Source organism: Lentzea pudingi, assembly GCF_014646255.1.
GTDB lineage: Bacteria > Actinomycetota > Actinomycetes > Mycobacteriales > Pseudonocardiaceae > Lentzea > Lentzea pudingi.
Window position 1 is genome coordinate 63,939 of record NZ_BMNC01000001.1, and the last position, 18,784, is coordinate 82,722.

The 18,784-nt window shown below is 68.9% G+C and carries 19 protein-coding genes; 10 read left to right on the plus strand and 9 right to left on the minus strand.

Translation table 11 applies throughout. The annotated features are described in order from the left end of the window. Window positions 1-253: 253 nt before the first annotated feature. Window positions 254-1,504, plus strand: coding sequence for a lysine N(6)-hydroxylase/L-ornithine N(5)-oxygenase family protein (locus tag IEY88_RS00310; RefSeq protein ID WP_189152517.1), 1,251 nt, complete (start codon window positions 254-256; stop codon window positions 1,502-1,504). A gap of 25 nt (window positions 1,505-1,529) precedes the next feature. Here IEY88_RS00310 and IEY88_RS00315 read toward each other — a convergent pair whose 3' ends face one another. Next, a complete protein-coding gene (locus IEY88_RS00315) occupies window positions 1,530-2,348 on the minus strand; it encodes a DMT family protein (RefSeq protein WP_189152518.1) in 819 nt (272 codons plus the stop codon). 65 nt (window positions 2,349-2,413) lie between these two features. Here IEY88_RS00315 and IEY88_RS00320 point away from each other — a divergent pair, with 65 nt between their 5' ends. The 3 genes from IEY88_RS00320 to IEY88_RS00330 are packed head-to-tail and all read left to right on the plus strand — an operon-like array spanning window position 2,414 to window position 4,313. After that, complete coding sequence (locus tag IEY88_RS00320; RefSeq protein WP_189152519.1) at window positions 2,414-2,782, plus strand: GntR family transcriptional regulator; 369 nt, start codon at window positions 2,414-2,416, stop codon at window positions 2,780-2,782. Further along, window positions 2,782-3,657, plus strand: a complete 876-nt coding sequence (locus IEY88_RS00325) for an ATP-binding cassette domain-containing protein (RefSeq protein WP_189152520.1) — start codon at window positions 2,782-2,784, stop codon at window positions 3,655-3,657. The genes IEY88_RS00320 and IEY88_RS00325 overlap by 1 nt, the downstream gene beginning before the upstream one ends. Continuing rightward, window positions 3,654-4,313: a hypothetical protein gene (locus IEY88_RS00330; RefSeq protein ID WP_189152521.1), complete on the plus strand. Its 660-nt coding sequence runs from the start codon at window positions 3,654-3,656 to the stop codon at window positions 4,311-4,313. Before IEY88_RS00325 ends, IEY88_RS00330 begins: the two co-directional genes overlap by 4 nt. Here the strand turns inward: IEY88_RS00330 and IEY88_RS00335 are convergent, their stop codons facing one another. From IEY88_RS00335 to IEY88_RS00345, 3 genes are read right to left on the minus strand one after another with little or no spacing between them, the layout of a single operon-like run. Then, window positions 4,314-5,285 (minus strand): LacI family DNA-binding transcriptional regulator, encoded by a 972-nt coding sequence (locus IEY88_RS00335; protein WP_229692964.1) that lies wholly within the window; start codon window positions 5,283-5,285, stop codon window positions 4,314-4,316. It lies immediately after the preceding gene. A gap of 5 nt (window positions 5,286-5,290) precedes the next feature. Further along, window positions 5,291-5,752, minus strand: coding sequence for a hypothetical protein (locus tag IEY88_RS00340; RefSeq protein WP_189152523.1), 462 nt, complete (start codon window positions 5,750-5,752; stop codon window positions 5,291-5,293). Then, window positions 5,749-6,585: a DUF1996 domain-containing protein gene (locus tag IEY88_RS00345; protein ID WP_189152524.1), complete on the minus strand. Its 837-nt coding sequence runs from the start codon at window positions 6,583-6,585 to the stop codon at window positions 5,749-5,751. Before IEY88_RS00345 ends, IEY88_RS00340 begins: the two co-directional genes overlap by 4 nt. 214 nt (window positions 6,586-6,799) lie before the next feature. Between IEY88_RS00345 and IEY88_RS00350 the strand changes: the two genes are divergently transcribed. Then, on the plus strand, window positions 6,800-8,509 hold the full coding sequence (locus IEY88_RS00350; protein ID WP_189152525.1) for a discoidin domain-containing protein: 1,710 nt from the start codon (window positions 6,800-6,802) through the stop codon (window positions 8,507-8,509). Here the strand turns inward: IEY88_RS00350 and IEY88_RS00355 are convergent. Further along, window positions 8,493-10,430, minus strand: coding sequence for an endo-beta-N-acetylglucosaminidase (locus tag IEY88_RS00355; protein ID WP_189152526.1), 1,938 nt, complete (start codon window positions 10,428-10,430; stop codon window positions 8,493-8,495). The two genes, IEY88_RS00350 and IEY88_RS00355, sit on opposite strands and share 17 nt — an antisense overlap. A gap of 241 nt (window positions 10,431-10,671) precedes the next feature. Here IEY88_RS00355 and IEY88_RS00360 point away from each other — a divergent pair, with 241 nt between their 5' ends. Then, window positions 10,672-11,511: a dienelactone hydrolase family protein gene (locus IEY88_RS00360; RefSeq protein ID WP_189152527.1), complete on the plus strand. Its 840-nt coding sequence runs from the start codon at window positions 10,672-10,674 to the stop codon at window positions 11,509-11,511. 54 nt (window positions 11,512-11,565) lie between these two features. Here IEY88_RS00360 and IEY88_RS00365 read toward each other — a convergent pair whose 3' ends face one another. The 4 genes from IEY88_RS00365 to IEY88_RS00380 all read right to left on the minus strand — a co-directional run bounded on the left by IEY88_RS00365 (window position 11,566) and on the right by IEY88_RS00380 (window position 16,563). Beyond that, complete coding sequence (locus IEY88_RS00365; RefSeq protein WP_229692965.1) at window positions 11,566-14,064, minus strand: ABC transporter permease; 2,499 nt, start codon at window positions 14,062-14,064, stop codon at window positions 11,566-11,568. 16 nt (window positions 14,065-14,080) lie between these two features. After that, complete coding sequence (locus tag IEY88_RS00370) at window positions 14,081-14,836, minus strand: ABC transporter ATP-binding protein (RefSeq protein ID WP_229692966.1); 756 nt, start codon at window positions 14,834-14,836, stop codon at window positions 14,081-14,083. A gap of 217 nt (window positions 14,837-15,053) precedes the next feature. After that, on the minus strand, window positions 15,054-15,539 hold the full coding sequence (locus IEY88_RS00375) for a hypothetical protein (RefSeq protein WP_189152529.1): 486 nt from the start codon (window positions 15,537-15,539) through the stop codon (window positions 15,054-15,056). A 46-nt stretch (window positions 15,540-15,585) separates the two neighbouring features. Further along, window positions 15,586-16,563: an LLM class flavin-dependent oxidoreductase gene (locus tag IEY88_RS00380; RefSeq protein WP_189152530.1), complete on the minus strand. Its 978-nt coding sequence runs from the start codon at window positions 16,561-16,563 to the stop codon at window positions 15,586-15,588. A 38-nt stretch (window positions 16,564-16,601) separates the two neighbouring features. On the opposite strand from IEY88_RS00380, the gene IEY88_RS00385 reads away from it, so the two are divergent. Genes IEY88_RS00385 through IEY88_RS00400 form a run of 4 tightly spaced genes read left to right on the plus strand, consistent with a single transcriptional unit; the run spans window position 16,602 to window position 18,775 of the window. Continuing rightward, on the plus strand, window positions 16,602-16,871 hold the full coding sequence (locus IEY88_RS00385; protein ID WP_373294000.1) for a GNAT family N-acetyltransferase: 270 nt from the start codon (window positions 16,602-16,604) through the stop codon (window positions 16,869-16,871). A 34-nt stretch (window positions 16,872-16,905) separates the two neighbouring features. Further along, on the plus strand, window positions 16,906-17,910 hold the full coding sequence (locus IEY88_RS00390; RefSeq protein ID WP_189152532.1) for an MBL fold metallo-hydrolase: 1,005 nt from the start codon (window positions 16,906-16,908) through the stop codon (window positions 17,908-17,910). Beyond that, window positions 17,907-18,632: a lysophospholipid acyltransferase family protein gene (locus IEY88_RS00395; protein WP_308425946.1), complete on the plus strand. Its 726-nt coding sequence runs from the start codon at window positions 17,907-17,909 to the stop codon at window positions 18,630-18,632. The genes IEY88_RS00390 and IEY88_RS00395 overlap by 4 nt, the downstream gene beginning before the upstream one ends. Then, entirely contained in the window at window positions 18,629-18,775 is a 147-nt protein-coding gene (locus IEY88_RS00400; RefSeq protein ID WP_189152533.1) for a hypothetical protein, read from the plus strand. The genes IEY88_RS00395 and IEY88_RS00400 overlap by 4 nt, the downstream gene beginning before the upstream one ends. Window positions 18,776-18,784: the final 9 nt, after the last annotated feature.

Here is an 18,784-nt window from a genome sequence, read left to right on the forward strand (position 1 = left end):
TCCCCGGCTCGGCCGTCGTGGAATTCATGCGCCCCCACGGCGGCCGGGCCGGCCCCGATCCCGGGCGGCCACGCCCGAAGGCGCAGACCTGAGCAGGGGCGTCCGCGCGGTGCCGTTCACCTCTCCGAGCCACTTCAGTGACGCCTTCCGGTGCACCAGCGGCGTAGATCACGCCCAAATGCACTAGCTAAGGTATGCCTTAGTTAAGTTAGGGTCACTTTACCCCACGGTGGAGTGCCAGGAGAGGATCGCGATGGAACCGGTGTTAGACCTGGCCGGAATAGGCTTCGGGCCGTCCAACCTCGCTCTCGCGATCGCCGTGGAGGAACACGACCTCCCCGTCAGGGCCCGCTTCTTCGAGCGGCAGCCGCGGTTCGGCTGGCACCGGGGGATGTTGCTCGAGGACGCGACCATGCAGGTCTCGTTCCTCAAGGACCTCGTCACCCTGCGCAATCCCACCAGCGGCTTCAGCTTCCTGTGCTACCTGCGCGACCGCGGGCGGTTGATCGACTTCGTCAACCACAAGAACCTCTTCCCGCTGCGCAAGGAGTTCCACGACTACTTCGAGTGGGCCGCGGAACGGGTCGGGCACCACGTGTCGTACGGCGCGGAGGTCTCCGAGGTCCGCGCCGTGGACGAGGGCTTCGAGTTCACCGCGGGGGAGCAGCGGGTCCGGGCGCGCAACCTGGTGCTCGCGACCGGCCTCGAGGCCAACCTGCCGGACGGCATCGAGACGAGCGACCGGATCTGGCACAGCAAGGACCTGCTCACCCGCGTCGACACGCTGGAGGACCCGCGTCAGGTCGTCGTGGTCGGTGCGGGGCAGAGCGCGGCCGAGGCCGTGGCGTTCTTCTACGACCGGTTCCCGCGGGCCGAGGTGCACGGCGTCTTCGCGCGGTACGGCTACAGCCCCGCCGACGACAGCTCGTTCGCGAACCGGATCTTCGACCCCGCCGCCGTGGACGACTTCTACTCCGCGCCCGAAGAGGTCAAGCGCAGGCTCATGGGCTACCACGCCAACACGAACTACGGCGTGGTCGACGGCGACCTGATCGAGGAGCTCTACCGGCGGGTGTACCGCGAGAAGGTCGTCGGACGCCAGAGGTTGTTGCTGCACAACACCTCCAGGCTCATCGACGTGACGGCAGACGGCAAGTGCGTCGTCGAGTCGCTCGCGGACGGCGGCCGGCTGCCGATCGACGCCGACGTGGTCGTGTACGCGACGGGCTACCGGCCGGCCAACCCCGTCCGGCTGCTCGGCGACCTCGGCCGCCACTGCGAACGCGACGACAGCGGCCGCCTGAAGGTGACCCGTGACTACCGCGTCGTCACCGGTGACGCCCTGAGCGGAGGCATCTACCTGCAGGGCGGCACTGAACACACGCACGGCATCACGTCGTCGCTGCTGTCGAACACGGCGGTGCGCGTCGGCGAGATCCTTGACTCGGTGCTGCGCCGGGTCCAGCAGCAGCTCGCTGAACCGAAGCTCCAGGCCGTCAAGTAGGTCCACGGGGGACGTGCCCGCCGGGTCAGGCGTCGACCCTGACCCGGTGGTAGTGGGCCAGCACGACGGTCCCGGTCACCGCGGCCACCGCGCTGATCACGAGGCCCGCCTGCGACAGCGCGCTCATCCCCGTGCCCTCGCCGAGCAGCTTGATGCCGATCCACGCCGCCACGATCGGGTTCACGACGGTCTGCCCGGCCACGACGAGGTCCGGTGGTCCGGCGGCGTACCCGAGCTGGATGAACCACGCCCCGGTCAGGAAGGCGACGGCCAGCCCGCCGAGCGACACCCACTCGACCACCGGCAACGCCGTCGTGACGTCCCTGACCAGCACGGCGACCAGTCCGTACGCGATCCCGGCGCCGATCGCGAGCGCCAGCGCCCGGATCGCCCCCGCCGTGAACGTCGCGGCGACGACGCACACCAGCACGCCCGCGACGACGAGTTGGCCGGCCTGCAGCGCCACCTTCGGCGAGACCTCGGTCGGCACCGCCGCGCCCGCCGTGATGGACACGAACACCACGATCCCGGCCGTCGCCACCAGCACCGCCACGGCGAGCAGCCCGGTCAGCCGGCGCGCACGGGCCACCGCGATGATCGGGATGGCCAGCGCGTTCAACGGTGCGACCACCGACACCGGGGCCAGCGCCAGCGCGACGACCTGCAGCACCGCGCACGCGAAGAGCACCAGGAATCCCTGCACCCAGCGGCGTGAGCGCACGAGCTGATGCGCGGAGGCGAGCTTCAGGTCAGGGGTCTCCCGCACACCGGCGTGCTGCCACATCGCGCCGAGTGCGCTGCACCCGGCCGCGAGCACCGCGCAGAGGATCGCGACCCCGACCACCTGGCCGATCCTACGCCGCCGGTGCTATGGTTCATTACATGAGTAACGAACCAAGGAAGTAACCCATGTTCGACGACCGGAGCCCGATCTACCGGCAGATCGCCGACCGGATCAAGGCGGACGTGCTCAGCGGGGCGTTGAAGGCGGACGAGCAGGTCATGTCGACCAACCAGTACGCCTCCTACTACCGGATCAACCCGGCCACCGCGGCGAAGGCCTTCCAGCAGCTGGTGGACGAACAGGTGCTCTACAAGAAGAGGGGGATCGGGATGTTCGTGGGCGCGCAGGCTCGCGACATGCTGCGGGCACAGGGGCGGGAGACGTTCTTCGGCGAGGTCGTGGACCCGATGGTCGCGGAGGCGCGTGCCATCGGCATCCCGCTCGCCGAGGTCATCCGCCGGATCGAACAGCACGAGAAGAACGGGGGCGTGTGATGCGGATCGACGTGCAGGGCTTAACGGTTCGCTACGGCGACACGGTCGCCATCGACGACATGAGCTTCTCGTTGTCGGGCAACAAGATCTACGGGCTGCTCGGTCGCAACGGCGCGGGCAAGACCAGCCTGATGTCGGCGCTGGCGGGGTACCGCAAGCCTTCAGGATCCGTTCAGCTCGACGGCGCTCCGGTCTTCGAGAACGCCGCCTCGATGCGTCAGGTCTGCCTGGTGCGGCACAGCGCCGACGCCGCGGACAAGAGCGACAAGGTCTCGCACGTCCTCGAGTACGGCGCCGCGTGGCGTGACACGTGGGACAACGACTACGCGCTCGAATTGGTGGACCTGTTCAGGATCGGCCTGAAGACCAAGGTCGGCGAACTGTCGCTGGGGCAGCGGTCCGCGCTCGGCGTCGTCATCGGGCTCGCCAGCCGCTCGCCGCTGACGATGCTGGACGAGTCGCACCTCGGCATGGACACCCCGACGAGGTACGCGTTCTACGACACGCTGCTCCACGACTTCATGGCACACCCGCGCACGATCGTCATCTCCACGCACCTGATCGAGGAGCTCTCCTCGTTGCTGGAGGAGGTGCTGATCATCGACGCCGGTCGGCTGGTGCTGCAGGAGGAGGCCGACGTGCTGCGCTCGCGCGGTACCGAGGTCACCGGCAACGCCTCCGACGTCGACGAGTTCACGGCCGGGCTGACCGTGCTCGGCGAGAAGTCGCTGGGACGCACCAAAGCCGCGATGGTCTACGGCGCGCTGGACGACGGACAGCTGGTCCGCGCCCGCCAGCTCGGCCTGGAACTGGGCCCGATCGCGTTGCAGGACCTGTTCGTCCACCTCACCGAACCGGTCGGAGGCAAGCGGTGAAGATCTTCCGCCACCTGACCACGGCGCTCACCACGTTCAGCGCGCTGGTCGCGGGCGGCGCGTTCGCGTTCGTCGTGGCGCTGACGTTCGTCGTCTCGATCTTCCGCGACGTCGAGATCAGCGCGTGGAACGTCGTCGCGTCCCAGATCGGGCCGTGGTTCCTGCTGTTCATCGGTGTCTACGCGATCCACAACACGCTGCCGATCGCCATCGCGCACGGCCGCACGCGCCGCGAGTTCCTCGTTGCCGCGTCAGGGTTCTCCGTCGTGCTGGCGCTCGTGATGACGGTGGCCGAGTGGCTCGGGTTCCTCGTCGAGGGCGGGATCTACTCGCTGATGGACTGGAGCGCGGGCGAGCACGGCACGCAGTACGCGTACTTCCAGATGTACCTGGTGTGGGTCGCCGTGGGCATGCTCTGCGCGGCGGCGTTCGACAGGTTCGGCGCGGGCGGGATCTTCGTGCTCCCCGTCGCGTTCGCGTTCGTGGTGATCACGCGGGTGCAGATCCCCGGCTCGGGCGACTTCCCGTTCTTCCGCAACGTCCCGTCGGTGCTGGGGTCGGGCTGGCACGTCCTGTCGGTGGCGGCGTTCCTCGTCGCGCTCGCCGGCACGTGGGCGATCGCCCGGGACATGCCGGTGCGTCAGCGCAGCGCGTGATCAGCCGCTGTCCCGGACCACCAGCGACGGCTCGAACATCACCGACGTGGCGGGGGAGCGCGGCTGTTCGATCTGGCGCAGCAGCTGACGGGCCATCTCCGCGGCCATGTCGCTGATCGGCTGCCGGACCGTTGTCAGCTCGGGTTCGGACGTCAGGGCGGCGCTGCTGTCGTCGAACCCGACGACGGCCACGTCGGCGGGAACCTTGCGGCCGTTGCGGTGCAGGACGGGGATGGCGCCGTTCGCCATCAGGTCCGAGGCGATGAACACGCCGTCGACGTCCGGGCAGCAGCGGAGCAGCCTCTCCATCGCGGCGATGCCGGACTGCCGGGTGAAGTCCCCGTGCACCACCACGGCGTCCGGCACCTCGGCGAGGAACCCGGCGAGCCGGTCCTGGCCCGCCGCGGTGTCCTGCGGGCCGGTGATCGTCGCGATCCGGTTGCGCTGCAACGACTTGAGGCGGCGTCCGGCCAGTGCGGCGCCCGCGGTCTGGTTCACGTCGACGTAGGTGATCGGCATCGGCCTGAGCGGGCGGCCGGCCAGCACGACGGGGAGCCCGGCCGCGATCAGCTGGCCGGGCACCGGGTCCGCCGGATCGGTGTGCACGAGGATCACGCCGTCCAGCCGTCCGCACCGCAGGTCGCTCAGGGCCTGCTCACGGGTGCCCGGTCCGGTCATCATCAGCACGAGGTGGATGCCGAGCGGGCGGACGACGCGGGTGACGCCGCTGACGACGCTCGCGAGGTGCGGGTCGCCGTCCATGCGGCGCTCGTCGGGCAGCAGTAACCCGATCGCGTCGGCCCGACGGGTGACGAGGGAGCGGGCGGCGATGTTCGGCAGGTAACCGGTGCTGGAGATGGCCTTCTGCACGGCGTGCCGCAACGACTCGTCGACGCTGGAGGCACCGTTGACGACTCTCGACGCGGTCGCGCGCGACACCCCGGCCACCCGAGCCACCTCCTCCAGCGTCACGCGCTTCACCCGGCCGCCAGTTCCGCCGTGCGGTGGCGTTCCATCAGCTTGACCACCTCGGCGGTCGGCGGGTGGGTGATGGCCGGCCCCGCCGACCGCACGACCTCGAGGGATTCCGTGAGGTGGGTGTGCACGAACTGCTTCAGCGCGTCCGGACTGGTCGAGGCGAGCTGGATCTCGGCGTCCGTCGGCATGCCCGGCATGTCGTGCCCGGCGTGGTTGTTGACGTACGGCGCGTCGAGCAGCTTCCTCAGTTCGGTGAGCTCGACGTTCCGGTTCTGCTTCAGCTCGGTGGAGTCGGTGAGGTCGAGCAGCTTGAGCGCCTGCTCGTCGGTGGCGATCGCCAGCTCGACGAACGCTCGTTCCGTTGCGCCATAACCGTTCTGGGGCGTCGGTTGTGGAGGAGGTGGTGCGGGTGGAGCCTGCTGGCAGGCCGCGAGAAGGCCTGCCAGCAGGAGCACTGTCATCCGTGGTTGCCGTTGTGGTCGCACTTGATCACCACGTTGAGACAGTTGCGGACGCGGCGTTCCATCTCGGCGCGCGGCCACACGTTGAAGAAGTCACCGTGCATCGTCTGTCCCGTACCGGAAGCGAGCCGCAGTCCGGCGGTGCTGCCGTTCACCGGGTACCGCAGCACCATGCGCAGCTTCGGCACGGAGACGGGGTGGCTCGACGGGCAGCCGCCCGCGACCGGGTAGGACATGTGGGACTTGTGGTCGGCCGAGTCGAGGTTGCGGCCGTCCCAGCACTGCGGGAAGTCCAGGTAGGTCTCGAGCATCGTGCCCGCCGGGCAGGTCACGAAGTTCTTGGACGGGTTGACGTGCCCGGCGTGCAGGCAGGACCAGCGCGCGATGCTGTCGGCATCACCCGTGGCCTTCGCGTTGCCCGCGACGATCTTCAACCCGTACGGCGTCGGCTGGATCGCCGCCGGGTTGTTCACGCCTTCACCGAGGTAGTAGAAGGTGACGCCGGTCGGTGCGATCGCCGTGTTGTTCCGGTACAGCGTCGGCACCCAGTAGGACGAGATGTCCGAGGCCGGGTTGCAGTTGCCGGTCTGGCCCTCCAGCGACTGCTGGGTGGAACGGGCGTTCGTCGAGTGGTTGCCGAAGAAGTCGTGGAAGTGCGAGGCACCGGCCAGGTTCGGCAGCACGATCGGGTCGTCCGCCAGCCGGTGGCTGATCGGGCACTCCGCGAGGAACTCGGCCACGCGGACTGGTTCTCCTTGTGCCGCACCGGGAACGCTGAGTGCTGTGGCTATCAGCCCGATGACGGCGGCGATGTGGAACAAGGGCTTCCTCATTGAAGCTTTCCTCTCCGCAGCAGGATTGGGAGAGCGCTCTCACGCCAATCGAGCATGGCGCAGGTCGTAATCGGCCGTCAATCCGCAAGAAACGTTCAGAAGTCCCGGTTTTCTTGACAGGACGCGATCGGTGCCCTGACTCTCGGTGATGGACTCCTGTCGCAGAGAGCGCTCTCTCGCCGTCCCCGCTCGTTCTCCGGCCCCAGGAGCAGCAATGTCAGGAAGGCTTCAACGCGCAAGATTTCCCCTGTTGGTCGCGGCGATGGCCGCGGCCGCCCTGCTCGTCCCGACGACGGCTTCCGCCGCCGGTCCGCTGATCTCGCAGAACCGCCCGGTCACCGCGTCCAGCAGCGAGAACGTCGCCTTCGCCGCCACCGCGGCGGTCGACGGCGATCTCGGCACCCGCTGGTCGAGTGCGTTCAGCGACCCGCAATGGATCCAGATCGACCTCGGCTCGTCCGCGCGCGTCGACCAGGTGGTGCTGGCGTGGGAGTCCGCGAGCGCGCGGGCCTACACGCTGAGCATCTCGCCGGACGGCACCAACTGGCAGGAACTTCGTCGAACGACGACCGGTCCCGGTGGCACCGAGACACTTCCGGTCACCGGCACCGGCCGGTACGTGCGCCTCGACCTCACCGCGCGGGCGACCCAGTGGGGCTACTCGCTGTGGGAGTTCCAGGTGTTCGGCACGCGCGACGGTGGTGGCGGCGAAACCCTGCTCTCGTACGGGAAGCCCGGTGCGGCGTCGACGTTCCAGGACGACCCGAACTGCGGCGGGTGCAACCCGGCCAAGGCGTTCGACCGCGATCCTGCCACGCGCTGGGCGACGAACCCGACGAACGGCTGGGTCGATCCCGGCTGGATCTCCGTCGACCTCGGTGCTCCCGCGCAGATCTCGAAGGTCGTGCTGCAGTGGGACCCGGCGTTCGCGACCGCGTACCGGATCGAGGTCTCGGACGACAACTCCAGCTGGCGTGAGATCTACTCGACGACGACCGGTCGCGGCTTCAAGGAGACGCTGACGGTCAGCGGCACCGGCCGGTACGTGCGGATGTACGGCACGGCCAGGTCGAACGGCTACGGCTACTCGTTGTGGGAGTTCCAGGTCTACGGCACGGGCGGCGCTCCCGTCACGCCACCGCCGCTGCCGCCGAACCCGTCGTTCCCCGGCCGGCTGGTGTGGGCGGACGAGTTCAACGCGCCTGCGGGCACCGGGCCGGACGCCTCGAAGTGGACGCCGGAGACCGGGCCCGGCGTGAACAACGAGCTGCAGTACTACACGAACAACAACAACGCCCGGCACGACGGCAACGGCAACCTGGTGCTGCAGGCCCGTCGTGAGGTGACGCCCGGCAGCGCGTGCCCGGTGGACCCGGTGAGCGGCAGCGGGACCTGCCAGTACACGTCCGCGCGGCTCAACACCTACGGCAAGTTCACCTTCACCTACGGCCGGGTCGAGGCGCGCATCAAGGTGTCGTCGACGCAGGGCCTGTGGCCCGCGTTCTGGATGCTGGGCGCGGACTTCTTCGACCAGCGCAGGCCGTGGCCCTACACCGGCGAGATCGACATCATGGAGCACGTCGGCAAGGAGCCGAACCGCGTGTACTCGACGCTGCACGCACCCGCCTACTTCGGTGCGGGTGGGTACGGCTCGCCGCTGGAGCTGGGCCAGCCGGCTTCCAGCGCGTTCCGGACCTTCGCGGTCGAGTGGGACTCCAGCCACATGACGTTCAGCGTGGACGGCAACAGGTTCTTCACCGTCGACCGGAACGTCCTGGAGACCACGCGCGGGCCGTGGGTGTACGACCACCCGTTCTTCCTGATCATCAACAACGCGGTGGGCGGCGACTGGCCCGGCCCGCCGGGGGCCGGGACGCAGCTGCCGCAGGACATGGTGCTGGACTACGTCAGGGTGTACCAGTGATCTGCCCGAGCGAAATGGCACAGCGTGCGGGAGCGGAGACGTCGAACGCCTCGCTGACCGCCTCGACCTCGATCTGCGCGGTCTCGCCGCCCGCCAGCGGGATCGCCGGCACGAAGTACGCGTCGTTCGCCGTGCCACCGAGGAAGATCCGCTCGGAACCGGTCCACTTGTAGACCCGGTACTGCCTCGCACCGGGAGAACGTGTCCAGGTGAGCCGTGCCGACGCCGTCGTGGTGCCGGTACGGCTCACCTGCTCGACCCGCACGTCCGCCGGACTCGCCGGGGGAGTCATGACCGGGTTCGTGACGCCGATCCGGCCGATGAACGCGGTGATCGCGGCTCCCGGCAGCACCCGCAGCGAGATCTCGGTGAGCGTCGCGCCGGAGTGCTCGCCGAGCGGGAACACGCTGCGCCGCCACGCCCCGCTGACGCCGCCGAGGTCCAGCACGCGTTCGGTGGCGCCGAACCGCAGGACCGCCTGCAGCCGGGACGGACCGGTGCCGGTGCGGTGCACGATCTCGAACTGGCTGCTGCCGGTCAGCTTCAACGACGTCGCGAACAGCCGGACGTCGTTGGCGGACTGGGGAGTACCGGTGATCTTCAGCGCGGTGCCGCCGTCGTACGGGTCGTCCCAGTCGAGCGACGGGGTGACCTTCGTGCCGGTACCGGTGACGTTCCACCGCCACGTCGGCAGGACGTCCTGCAGCGACAGGTTGTTCCACGCCTGCACGGACCGGACCGTGCCGCCGACGGCGAACTTCCTGCCGTGCCCGGTGTTGAAGTTCGTGACGAACGGCAGCTGCGTGATCGGCGTGAGCTCGGTGATGTAGTGGGCGATGCCCTTCCAGCTCGCCGTCGTGGTGGTGTTCGCCGGGTCGCCGTTCGGGCCGACCCAGAACCTGTTGTCGCGGGCGTAGAAGTCGGCCGGGCTCGTCGCCGACTTGAACGTCCACTCCGGACGGTAGAAGCCGAGTGACGTCACGTGCGGCCTGTCCTCGGGGAAGACGCTCGACCAGCCGACGCTCGTGTTGTAGCCGCTGGACTCGACGTCCACGCCGGACGCCAGGTCGTACGGGCTGCGGCCCATCTGCCGCGCCAGCGCGGCGGAGCTCGCGAGGCCCTGCGTACTCCACCAGAAGTTCAGGAACATCTCGTCGGACTGCTCGAAGAACATGCGGTTGCGTGCGGTCAGGGCGTTCTGCCAGCTGACGCTGCCGGTGTCGGTCATCGCGTCGTACCAGATGACCCGCAGCCCGGACTTCTTCAGGTAGACGATGAAGTCGCGCATGTCGGTGGCGAGCTGGGCGTTGCCGCCGGCGGTCTCCTGGTTGAGGAACCAGCCGTCGAACCCGTGGTGGCGCGCGACCTGGATCAGCTTGTCCGCCACGGGGAACCGGTCGCCCTCGCGCTTGACGAAGTCGCGGACCCACTGGATCTGGCCGCCGTACGCGGTGGGCGGGAGGAACACGTTGCCGATCACCCGCACGCCGTTGCGGTGCGCGGCGTCGGTGACGGTCGGGTTCGGCGCGAGGATCAGGCCCTCGGACGCGGAACCGCCCCAGAACACCAGTTCGTCGATGTACTGCCAGTAGTTCGTGGCGTAGTAGTTCATGTCGAGCGCACCCTGGGCGGGGTTACCGCTCGTCGGCGCATAGGCCACCAGGGCCTGCACCTGGGCCTCGTTCGGACGGGCGTGCGCGTTGGCCGGTCGGGCCGGGACGACACGTCTCGCGAGCGGGACGGTGCTGCGGTTGTACCGCGCGTCCCGGTCCGTCGCGGGATCCCAGTTCAGGATCGTGGCCGGATGCCAGTAGGACGCGTACGGCTGCGCGGTTTGGGCTGCGGACGCGGGAGTCTCGGACAGCAGACCGGTGAGTGCTGCTGTGGAGCTCAGAACGAGGAACTGTCTCCGAGTGGGCACGAGATCACCCTCGTGGGCCACCTGATTCGCGGCATACCGCCGCTGCGGTGACCGGACAGGACGACAACGTCCCGGTCTGCTGCGCTCGGTGACCGCTTCGATTTCGACGAACTCCGGTCGAACGGCGTCGAAACGTCCCGGTAACCATCCGAGTGGCCGAATCCCCACCGGCCTACTGGGCGGTAGCGTGAGCCTCGCCGTCGCTTTTGGTTCCCCTGCAACCAATCGAGGTGTCTTCGTCGTGCGCACCAAATCCCTGCTTGCGGCGCTGGTCCTGGCGCTGATCCCAGCCACCGCCCCCGCCGTCGCCACCGCGGCGGCCAACCCCCACGAGCGCGGCCCCGCACCCACGGCCGCGTCCGTCGAAGCCGCCCGCGGCACGTTCGCCGTGACGTCCGCGGCCGTCGCCCGCCAGTCGAACTTCGGCGGCGGCACGGTCTACACACCGACCAGTGATCTCACGTTCGGCGCGGTGGCCGTCTCACCCGGCTTCACCGCCACCCAGTCCTCCGTGGCCCACTTCGGGCCGCGGCTCGCGTCCTACGGGTTCGTGGTGATCACCATCAACACCCTGTCCGGCTTCGACGACCCCGACAGCCGGGGTCGTCAGCTGCTGGCCGCGCTCGACTACGTGGTCCGCACCAACCCGCGCGTCGACCCCTCACGCCTGTCCGTGATGGGGCACTCCATGGGCGGTGGGGGAGCGTTGCGCGCCTCCGCGACCCGTCCCGCCCTGCAGGCCTCGATCCCGATGGCCGGCTGGCACACCACCAAGAGCTGGTCGACGGTCCAGGTGCCGACCCTGGTGCTCGGCGGCCAGAACGACCCCACCGCGCCCAACTCGCAGCACTCGACGCCGTTCTACAACTCGATCACGGCCGCGCCCGACAAGGCGTTCCTGGAACTGCGCGGCGGTGACCACTCGGCGCCTCGCAGCGACAACGTGACGGTGCGGAAGTACACGCTGTCGTGGCTCAAGCGGTTCGTGGACGACGACGTGCGGTACGACCAGTTCCTGTGCCCGGCGCCCGCGCCGAACACGCTCATCAGCGCCTACCGGGACACCTGCCCCCACGCATGAGAAAAGGTGCTGTGCCAGCGCGCGACGGCCTGGCACAGCACCTCTCGTGAACACTTACTCGTACGCGATCGCGTCCAGCACGTTCAGCCTGGCCGCCCGGATGGCCGGCAGGATCGCCGCGACCACGCCGACGAACGCCGCCACCACCAGGTACTGGACCATGGTGGCCCAGGGCAGTCCGATCTCCGAGATGCCCTGGTCCTTCAGCGCCTGCACGGTCGCGATGCCCAGGGCGAGACCGACCGCGAGGCCGAGCACCGCGCCGAACACCGAGATCACCACCGACTCGACGGTGATCATCCGCATGACCTGCGACCGCCGCATGCCGATGGCGCGCAGCAGACCCAGTTCACGGGTCCGTTCGATCACCGACAGCGCCAGGGTGTTGATGACACCCAGGACGGCGATCAGGATCGCCAGCGCCAGCAGGATCTGGATCATCAGCAGGACCGTGTCGAACTGCGAGGTCGTCTGCTTCACGAACGCGCTGCGGTCCTGGACGGTGATCTCCGGGTTGTCGGCGAACAACGGCTCGACGCGCTTCTGCACGTCCGCCGCGGACGTGCCGGGCGCGACCTGGACGAACGCCTGGGCGATCTGGTCGGACCGGAAGCTCTTGCTCGCGGACTCCGGCAGCACGAGCGCGCCCTGCAGCACCTGGGACTTGGCCCAGATGAAGGCGACCGTGTAGTCCCGCGGCTCCGGCGCCTTGGCCAGTTGCAGCGAGACCTTGCTGCCGACCGTCCAGCCCTTCTCGGCCGCCATCTCCTCCGGCAGCGCGACCTGGTCGTCCTTCAGCGGGGTGATGTTCCCGGACTTCGGCTTGAGCGCGAACATCGTCGTCAGCGCCGGCATGTCGGTGACGCCGACCGCGAACAACTGGCTCTCGCCCTGCAGCACGCCGTCCTGCGACCAGCCGACCGCCGACCTGACGCCGTCGGTCTTCTCGACCTTCGTCAGCACGTCCCGCTGGAACGTCGCCGCCTCGCCCTCCATCTGGCCCTCGCCGGAGATGATCAGGTCGGTCTGCAGCTGACCGGAGGCCAGCTTCTCGATCGACTTGGTCGCCGACGTCAGCACCACGCTCACGCCGGTGATCAGCGAGATGCCGACCATCAGCGCGGCCGCGGTGATCGCGGTCCGGCGCGGGTTGCGCGCGGAGTTGCGGCGGCCCAGCAGACCCGGCATCGACCACGACAGCAGCCGGCCGATCAGCGACACCATCGGCTTGGACAGGATCGGGGTCAGCAGCGCGACACCGACGAACGCCACCAGGATGCCGCCGAAGATCAGCGGCAGCGAGGCCTGGTTGAAGCCCAGCGCCAGCGACGCGCCACCCGCGGCGGCGACCAGGGCACCGGTGATCGTGATCTTCGTGAGCGGACGGTCCGGCGTGGCCGCCTCGCGCATCGCCGCGACCGGCGCGATCCGCGACGCCCGCAGCGCCGGCATGACCGCCGCGACCACGGTGACGACCATGCCCACCGCGAACGACGAGATGATCGCCGACATCGGCACGCCGATGCCCGCGAGCTGCAGGCTGCTGCCGCCCAGCGAGCTGAAGATGGTCGCCAGCAACGCCCCGACGCCGACGCCCGCCCCGAGACCGACGATCGAGGCGATCAGGCCGATCACCAGCGCCTCCAGCACCACGGACCCGATGACCTGGCCGCGTGAGGCGCCCATCGACCGCAGCAGCGCCAGTTCACGGGTGCGCTGGGCGACGATGATGGAGAACGTGTTAAGGATGATGAAGATGCCGACGAACAACGCGATGCCGGCGAACCCGAGCAGCACGTAGTTGAAGAACTTCAGGCCCTCGTTGATCTGGTCGGCCTGCTCCTTCGCGAGCACCGCACCGGTCTTGACGTCGTAGCCGGAGCCCATCTTCGCCGCGACCGCGTCCCGCAGGGCCTCGTCCGTGGTGCCCTGCGCCGCCGTGACGGTGACGCCGGAGAACACGTCCTTCTTGCCCAGCAACAACTGTTGCGCGACCGGCTCGGTGAACGCGACCGACAGCTCGCCGCCCAGTGAGTCACGGCCACCCGCGTACTCGTAGATGCCGGTGACCTTGAAGGTCTTCTTGGGTTCCAGCGTCAGCAACGAGATGTCGTCGCCCACCTTGAAACCACCGGTGGACGCGAGGTAACCGCCGAGGGCGACCTCGTTGTCCGCCGCGGGAGCCTTGCCGTCGCGGATCTTCTCCTGGCCGGTGCCGGTCCAGTTGAAACCGAACCGCGGCGAGCCCGACGTCGTGATGACCTTGCCGTTCTTGCCGATCGGCCGCGCGGACCCCTGCACGTCACCGACGGCCGAGGCCACGCCCGCCACCGACTTCACGTCCGCGATCGCCTGCGGCGTCAGGGGTTCGGGCTGCTTGCCCTTCTCCGCCTTCGGCGTCACCGACACGTCCACGTTGGCGAAAGCCGACGAGAACAGGTCGGTGAACGACCGCTGCAGCGTGTCGGTCAGCACGAACGAACCGGACACGAACATGACGCCCAGCACCACCGCGAGCGCGGACAGCACCAGCCGGAGCTTGCGTGAGAGCAAGCTCTTGATAGTCGCCTTAAGCATGCGGCACCACGACGGAGTCGAGGTGCTTCATCGTCTCGAGAACCTCGTCGGCCGAAGGCGACAGCAGCTCGCGGACGATGTGACCGTCTTTGAGGAAGATGACGCGGTCGGCGTACGACGCGGCGTTCGGGTCGTGCGTGACCATCACGATCGTCTGCCCGAACTCACGGGCGGAGCGCTGCAGGAACCCGAGCACCTCGGCGCCGGACTGCGAGTCCAGGTTGCCCGTCGGCTCGTCCGCGAACACGACGTCGGGCCGTGACACCAGAGCACGCGCGCACGCGACGCGCTGCTGCTGGCCGCCCGACAGCTGCGTCGGCCGGTGGGTCAGCCTGTCCCTCAGACCCACCGTGTCCACGACGACGTCGAACCAGGCCTTGTCGACCTTCTTGCCGCCGATCGCGAGCGGCAGCGTGATGTTCTCCTCGGCGGTCAGCGTCGGCAGCAGGTTGAACTGCTGGAAGATGAACCCGACCTTGTCGCGCCGCAGTTCCGTGAGACCGCGGTCCTTCAACCCGGTGACCTTGGTGCCACCGACCCACACCTCACCGCTGGTGACGTCGTCGAGCCCCGCGAGGCAGTGCATCAACGTCGACTTGCCCGAACCCGACGGGCCCATGATCGCGGTGAACCTGGACTTCTCCAGGTCGACGCTCACCCCCGCGAGCGCGGTCACGGCGGCATCGCCGGACCCGTAAGACTTCCAAACGTCGACGGCTCTGGCCGCGACTCCATCGGACGCGCTCACTTGTCTGTCCCCTCCTGTGGCTTTCGTGCGCACCATCTTCGGCGACACGGGCACACCGAAGGGTCAGGTCTTCCACTGAGATGGACCCTGAGATTAACCCCGGTGCCCCCGCCCGAATCGCCACGCTGAGAGAACTCTCAGCTGCACGGCGCGCACGGATGGTCGCAGGAGGAAACGATATTTCACCGCTGCGGCACTGTCTTCAGCCTTCGGAGGACTACGCCGTCAACTTCCGTCGCATGGGGACGGTCGGTTCCATCAGCCACGAAACCAATTCCACGCGGAGGCCTTCGCGCAGGGCGTTCTCGGCCAGCCAGTGGTCGACGTCGCCGCGATAGGCCCTGGCGGGCCGCGGCCAGTGCGCGAGCCGTTCGAGGAACGCCGCGTTGCACGCGATCGGCCCGCCTGGCGGTCGCACGCCGAGCACGAGCACGGGGTCCTCTCCGGTGGCCAGAGAGGCGGCGGTGTCGTGCACACCACCGAAGAGGACCCGGTCCGCACCCAGCTCACGGGCTTTGTCCGCCACCCCGAAGAACGCCGACCCGCGCCCGTGAGCGCGCACCACGAACTGGTGCGCACGGAGGTCGGCATCGAGGAACTCGTCGGCGCACGTGCCGTCATCGGCCAGCACCAGCACGTTCGTGCCGCCGGGGAGGGCCCCGGCCTGATCGGGATGCGTGATGCCGATGACGTTGATGCCCACGACGTCAATGGTGCCGGGCTTGTGTTAACCCTTGGCACCACGCGCGTTAAACAAGTTTCGGAAGCACTTCCGCCCCGAACAACCGGATCGTCTCGACGACCGATTCGTGCGGCATGCCCCCGATGTCCACCATCACGAGGTGCGTGTCGATGGACAGGTGCTCCGCCAGCGCGTTCAGCCGTCGTGCGACCTCGTCCGGTGTCCCGCACACCGCGGCGCCGTCCATGATCGCGTCGACATCGATGTCGCCGTCCCCGCGCCACGGATCCGCGAACCGCGCGTACTCGGCGAGGTGCGGCCGCCACCGCTCCCGCGCGTCCTCGTTCGCCACGAACACATGGCTGGGCACGCCGACCCGTCCCCCGGGGAAGCGCTCGCGGTACCGCTCGACCACCTCGCGGTAGATCGACGGATCGCGCAACGTCGAGGGCAGCATCAGCGGCATCTCCAACTCGGCGCCCAGGTCCGCCGACACCGCCGACCCCGACCCGATCCACACCGTCGGCCGCGGCGTCTGCACGGGCCGCGGTGTCGTCGTCACCTCGCTGAGCGGTCCGCGGAACTTGCCGTCCCAGCTGACCCCCGGCTCCTCCAGCAGCTTGAGCAGCAACCGCAGGTGCTCCTCGAACCGCGCCCGCAGCTCACCCGGCTGCACCCCGAACGCCGCGTCGGTCTGCTGGTCGACCCCGCGCGCCACGATCAGCTCCGCACGTCCGTCCGACAGCACGTCGAGCGTCGCGAGCGCCTCGGCCACCAGCACCGGGTCGCGGTGGGCGAGCAGCGTCACGCCCGTCGAGAGCCGCAGCGTGGACGTCCGTGCCGCCACGGCCGCCAGCAGCAGCTCGGGGGCGGACACGATGTAGCGGGTGAAGTGGTGCTCACCGATCGCGACGCCCGCGAACCCCGCCTCCTCGGCCACGACCGCCTGCTCGACCATCGCGCGCAGCCGGTCGGCCTGGGGCACCTCCTGACCCGTGCACGGGTTGGGCAGGTGGTCACCCAGGATCAGGAGGTAGACGTCCATGCGGGCCATTTTCCATCGTCCGGGGCAAGATGGTTGATGTGGTCACCAACAATGAGTCCGAGAGCCGCTACGAGGTCCACGTCGACGGCGAGCTCGCCGGCTTCCTCGAGTACCGCGACGTCGGCGGCGTCCTCGCCCTCGTGCACACCGAGGTCGGCGAGGCGTACGCCGGTCAGGGGCTCGGCGGTCAGCTCGCCAAGTACGCGCTGGACGACGTGAAGGCCCGGGATGTCAAGATCTCCCCGTTGTGCCCGTTTGTCGCGAAGTACATCGACAAGCACCCGGAATACCGTGTTACCGTCCGGTAGTAGTTGCTTAAGCTAACGACGTTGTGCGCTGACGATGAGGTGGGCGAGCGTGTGGAGTGAGCCGGGCGCGTTCGAGGTCGCACCAGGTGTGCACCGGATTCCGCTGCCGCTGCCGAACGACGGGCTGCGCGCGGTCAACGTCTACGCGATCGAGGACGGCGACGGGCTCGTCCTCATCGACTCCGGGTGGGCGCTGGACGAGGCCCGTGACCAGCTCGAAGCCGCCCTCGGCACCCTGGACAAGGGCTTCGAGGACATCCGCAGGTTCCTCATCACGCACGTCCACCGCGACCACTTCACGATGGCCGTGTCACTACGCCGGACGTTCGGCAGCAGGATCGGGCTCGGCCTCGGCGAGCAGCCCTCGTTGCTGCACATGCTGCACGGCAAGGAGGACCAGAACGTCTCCGACCTGCGCAAGTGGGGTGCCGGCGAACTCGCCGAGACGTGGGTCAAGATCATGCACCACGTCGACCGGGGCGAGGCGCTGCGTGACTACGAGGAGCCCGACGAGTGGCTCGTGCGCAGCACCGTCGACCTCGAGCACCGCCGGCTGGAGGTCATCCCGACGCCCGGCCACACGCGTGGTCACGTCGTGTTCGTCGACCACACCGCCAAGGTGCTGTTCTCCGGCGACCACGTGCTGCCGCACATCACGCCGTCGATCGGGTTCGAGCCGTTGCGGCCCGAGCTGCCACTCGGTGACTACATGACGTCGCTGCGGCTCACCCGTGAGCTGCCGGACCTCAGGCTGCTGCCCGCGCACGGCGAGGTGACGGACAGTTCACACGCCCGCGTCGACGAACTGCTGCAGTTCCACGAGCAGCGGCTGGAGGAGATCCACCGGGCCGTGGCGGGCAGCGCGTTCGAGACGGCGCGCAAGATCGGCTGGACGCGCCGCCAGCGCCGGTTCGACGATCTCGACATGTTCAACCAGGTGCTGGCGATCGGTGAGACGGCCGCCCACCTCGACGTTCTGGTCGAACGTGGCGAATTGACCCGAACTCTGAACGCCGGCGTGCTCGAATACCAGGCGTGACACCGCTCGAACTGGCCGCCTGGACCTGGAAGATGCCCCGCAGGGGCAGGGGATTCTGGTTCTCGCTGGCGATCGACGTCCTGTGGCCCGTCGTCGTGCTGTTCGTCAGGCTGCGCGTGCGGGGCAAGCAGCACGTGCCGGGCAACGGCGGCGTGATCCTCGCGTTCAACCACCTGTCCAACGCGGACACCGTGGCGGCCGTGGTCTTCGCGCTCATGTCGAACCGGGTGCCGCGCGTGCTCGCTAAGGCCTCCCTGTGGCGCATGCCGGTCTTCGGCTGGGTGATGCGTTCCGGTGGCCACATCCCGGTCGAACGCGGCACCGTGAAGGCCTCGGAGGCGCTCAGGCCCGCCGTGGAGGCGTTGCGCGACGGCGAGTGCGTGATGGTGTTCCCCGAGGGCACCTTCACCGACGACCCGGACAACTGGCCGATGAAGGGCAAGTCCGGGGTCGCGCGGATGGCGCTCGAGTCCCGCGTGCCGGTCGTGCCGGTCGCCGAGTGGGGCACGCAGGACCTGCTGCCCAAGGGCGCGGTCCTGCCGAGGTTGTTGCCCCGCAAGCGGATCGAGGTCGTCGCCGGCGCGCCGGTGGACCTGTCCGACCTGTACGACCGCGAGCTCACCGCCGAGGTGCTCGCCGAGGCCACGCGACGGGTCATGGCGGCCATCACGACCATGCTGTCGGGCATACGTTCCGCCGAGTCGGGTACCCGGAGTGCATGACCACGCGAGAGGAATTCGAGTTGCGCAGGCGCCGTCCCGGTGGCACCGGGATCTGGGCACCTGTCATCCCTGACCCGCGCGAGCCCCAGGAATGGGTCGTGCAGGCCGACGAGGAGCCGGTGATCGTCCGCAGCGTCGACTGAGCGTCTACT

Excerpts from the sequence above, each read along its gene's own strand:
- IEY88_RS00310 (WP_189152517.1), top strand. The coding sequence starts at position 254 with ATGGAACCGGTGTTAGACCTGGCCGGAATAGGCTTCGGGCCGTCCAAC.
- IEY88_RS00320 (WP_189152519.1), top strand. The coding sequence starts at position 2,414 with ATGTTCGACGACCGGAGCCCGATCTACCGGCAGATCGCCGACCGGATC.
- IEY88_RS00325 (WP_189152520.1), top strand. The coding sequence starts at position 2,782 with ATGCGGATCGACGTGCAGGGCTTAACGGTTCGCTACGGCGACACGGTC.
- IEY88_RS00340 (WP_189152523.1), bottom strand. The coding sequence starts at position 5,752 with ATGACAGTGCTCCTGCTGGCAGGCCTTCTCGCGGCCTGCCAGCAGGCT.
- IEY88_RS00345 (WP_189152524.1), bottom strand. The coding sequence starts at position 6,585 with ATGAGGAAGCCCTTGTTCCACATCGCCGCCGTCATCGGGCTGATAGCC.
- IEY88_RS00350 (WP_189152525.1), top strand. The coding sequence starts at position 6,800 with ATGTCAGGAAGGCTTCAACGCGCAAGATTTCCCCTGTTGGTCGCGGCG.
- IEY88_RS00380 (WP_189152530.1), bottom strand. The coding sequence starts at position 16,563 with ATGGACGTCTACCTCCTGATCCTGGGTGACCACCTGCCCAACCCGTGC.
- IEY88_RS00390 (WP_189152532.1), top strand. The coding sequence starts at position 16,906 with ATGAGGTGGGCGAGCGTGTGGAGTGAGCCGGGCGCGTTCGAGGTCGCA.
- IEY88_RS00400 (WP_189152533.1), top strand. The coding sequence starts at position 18,629 with ATGACCACGCGAGAGGAATTCGAGTTGCGCAGGCGCCGTCCCGGTGGC.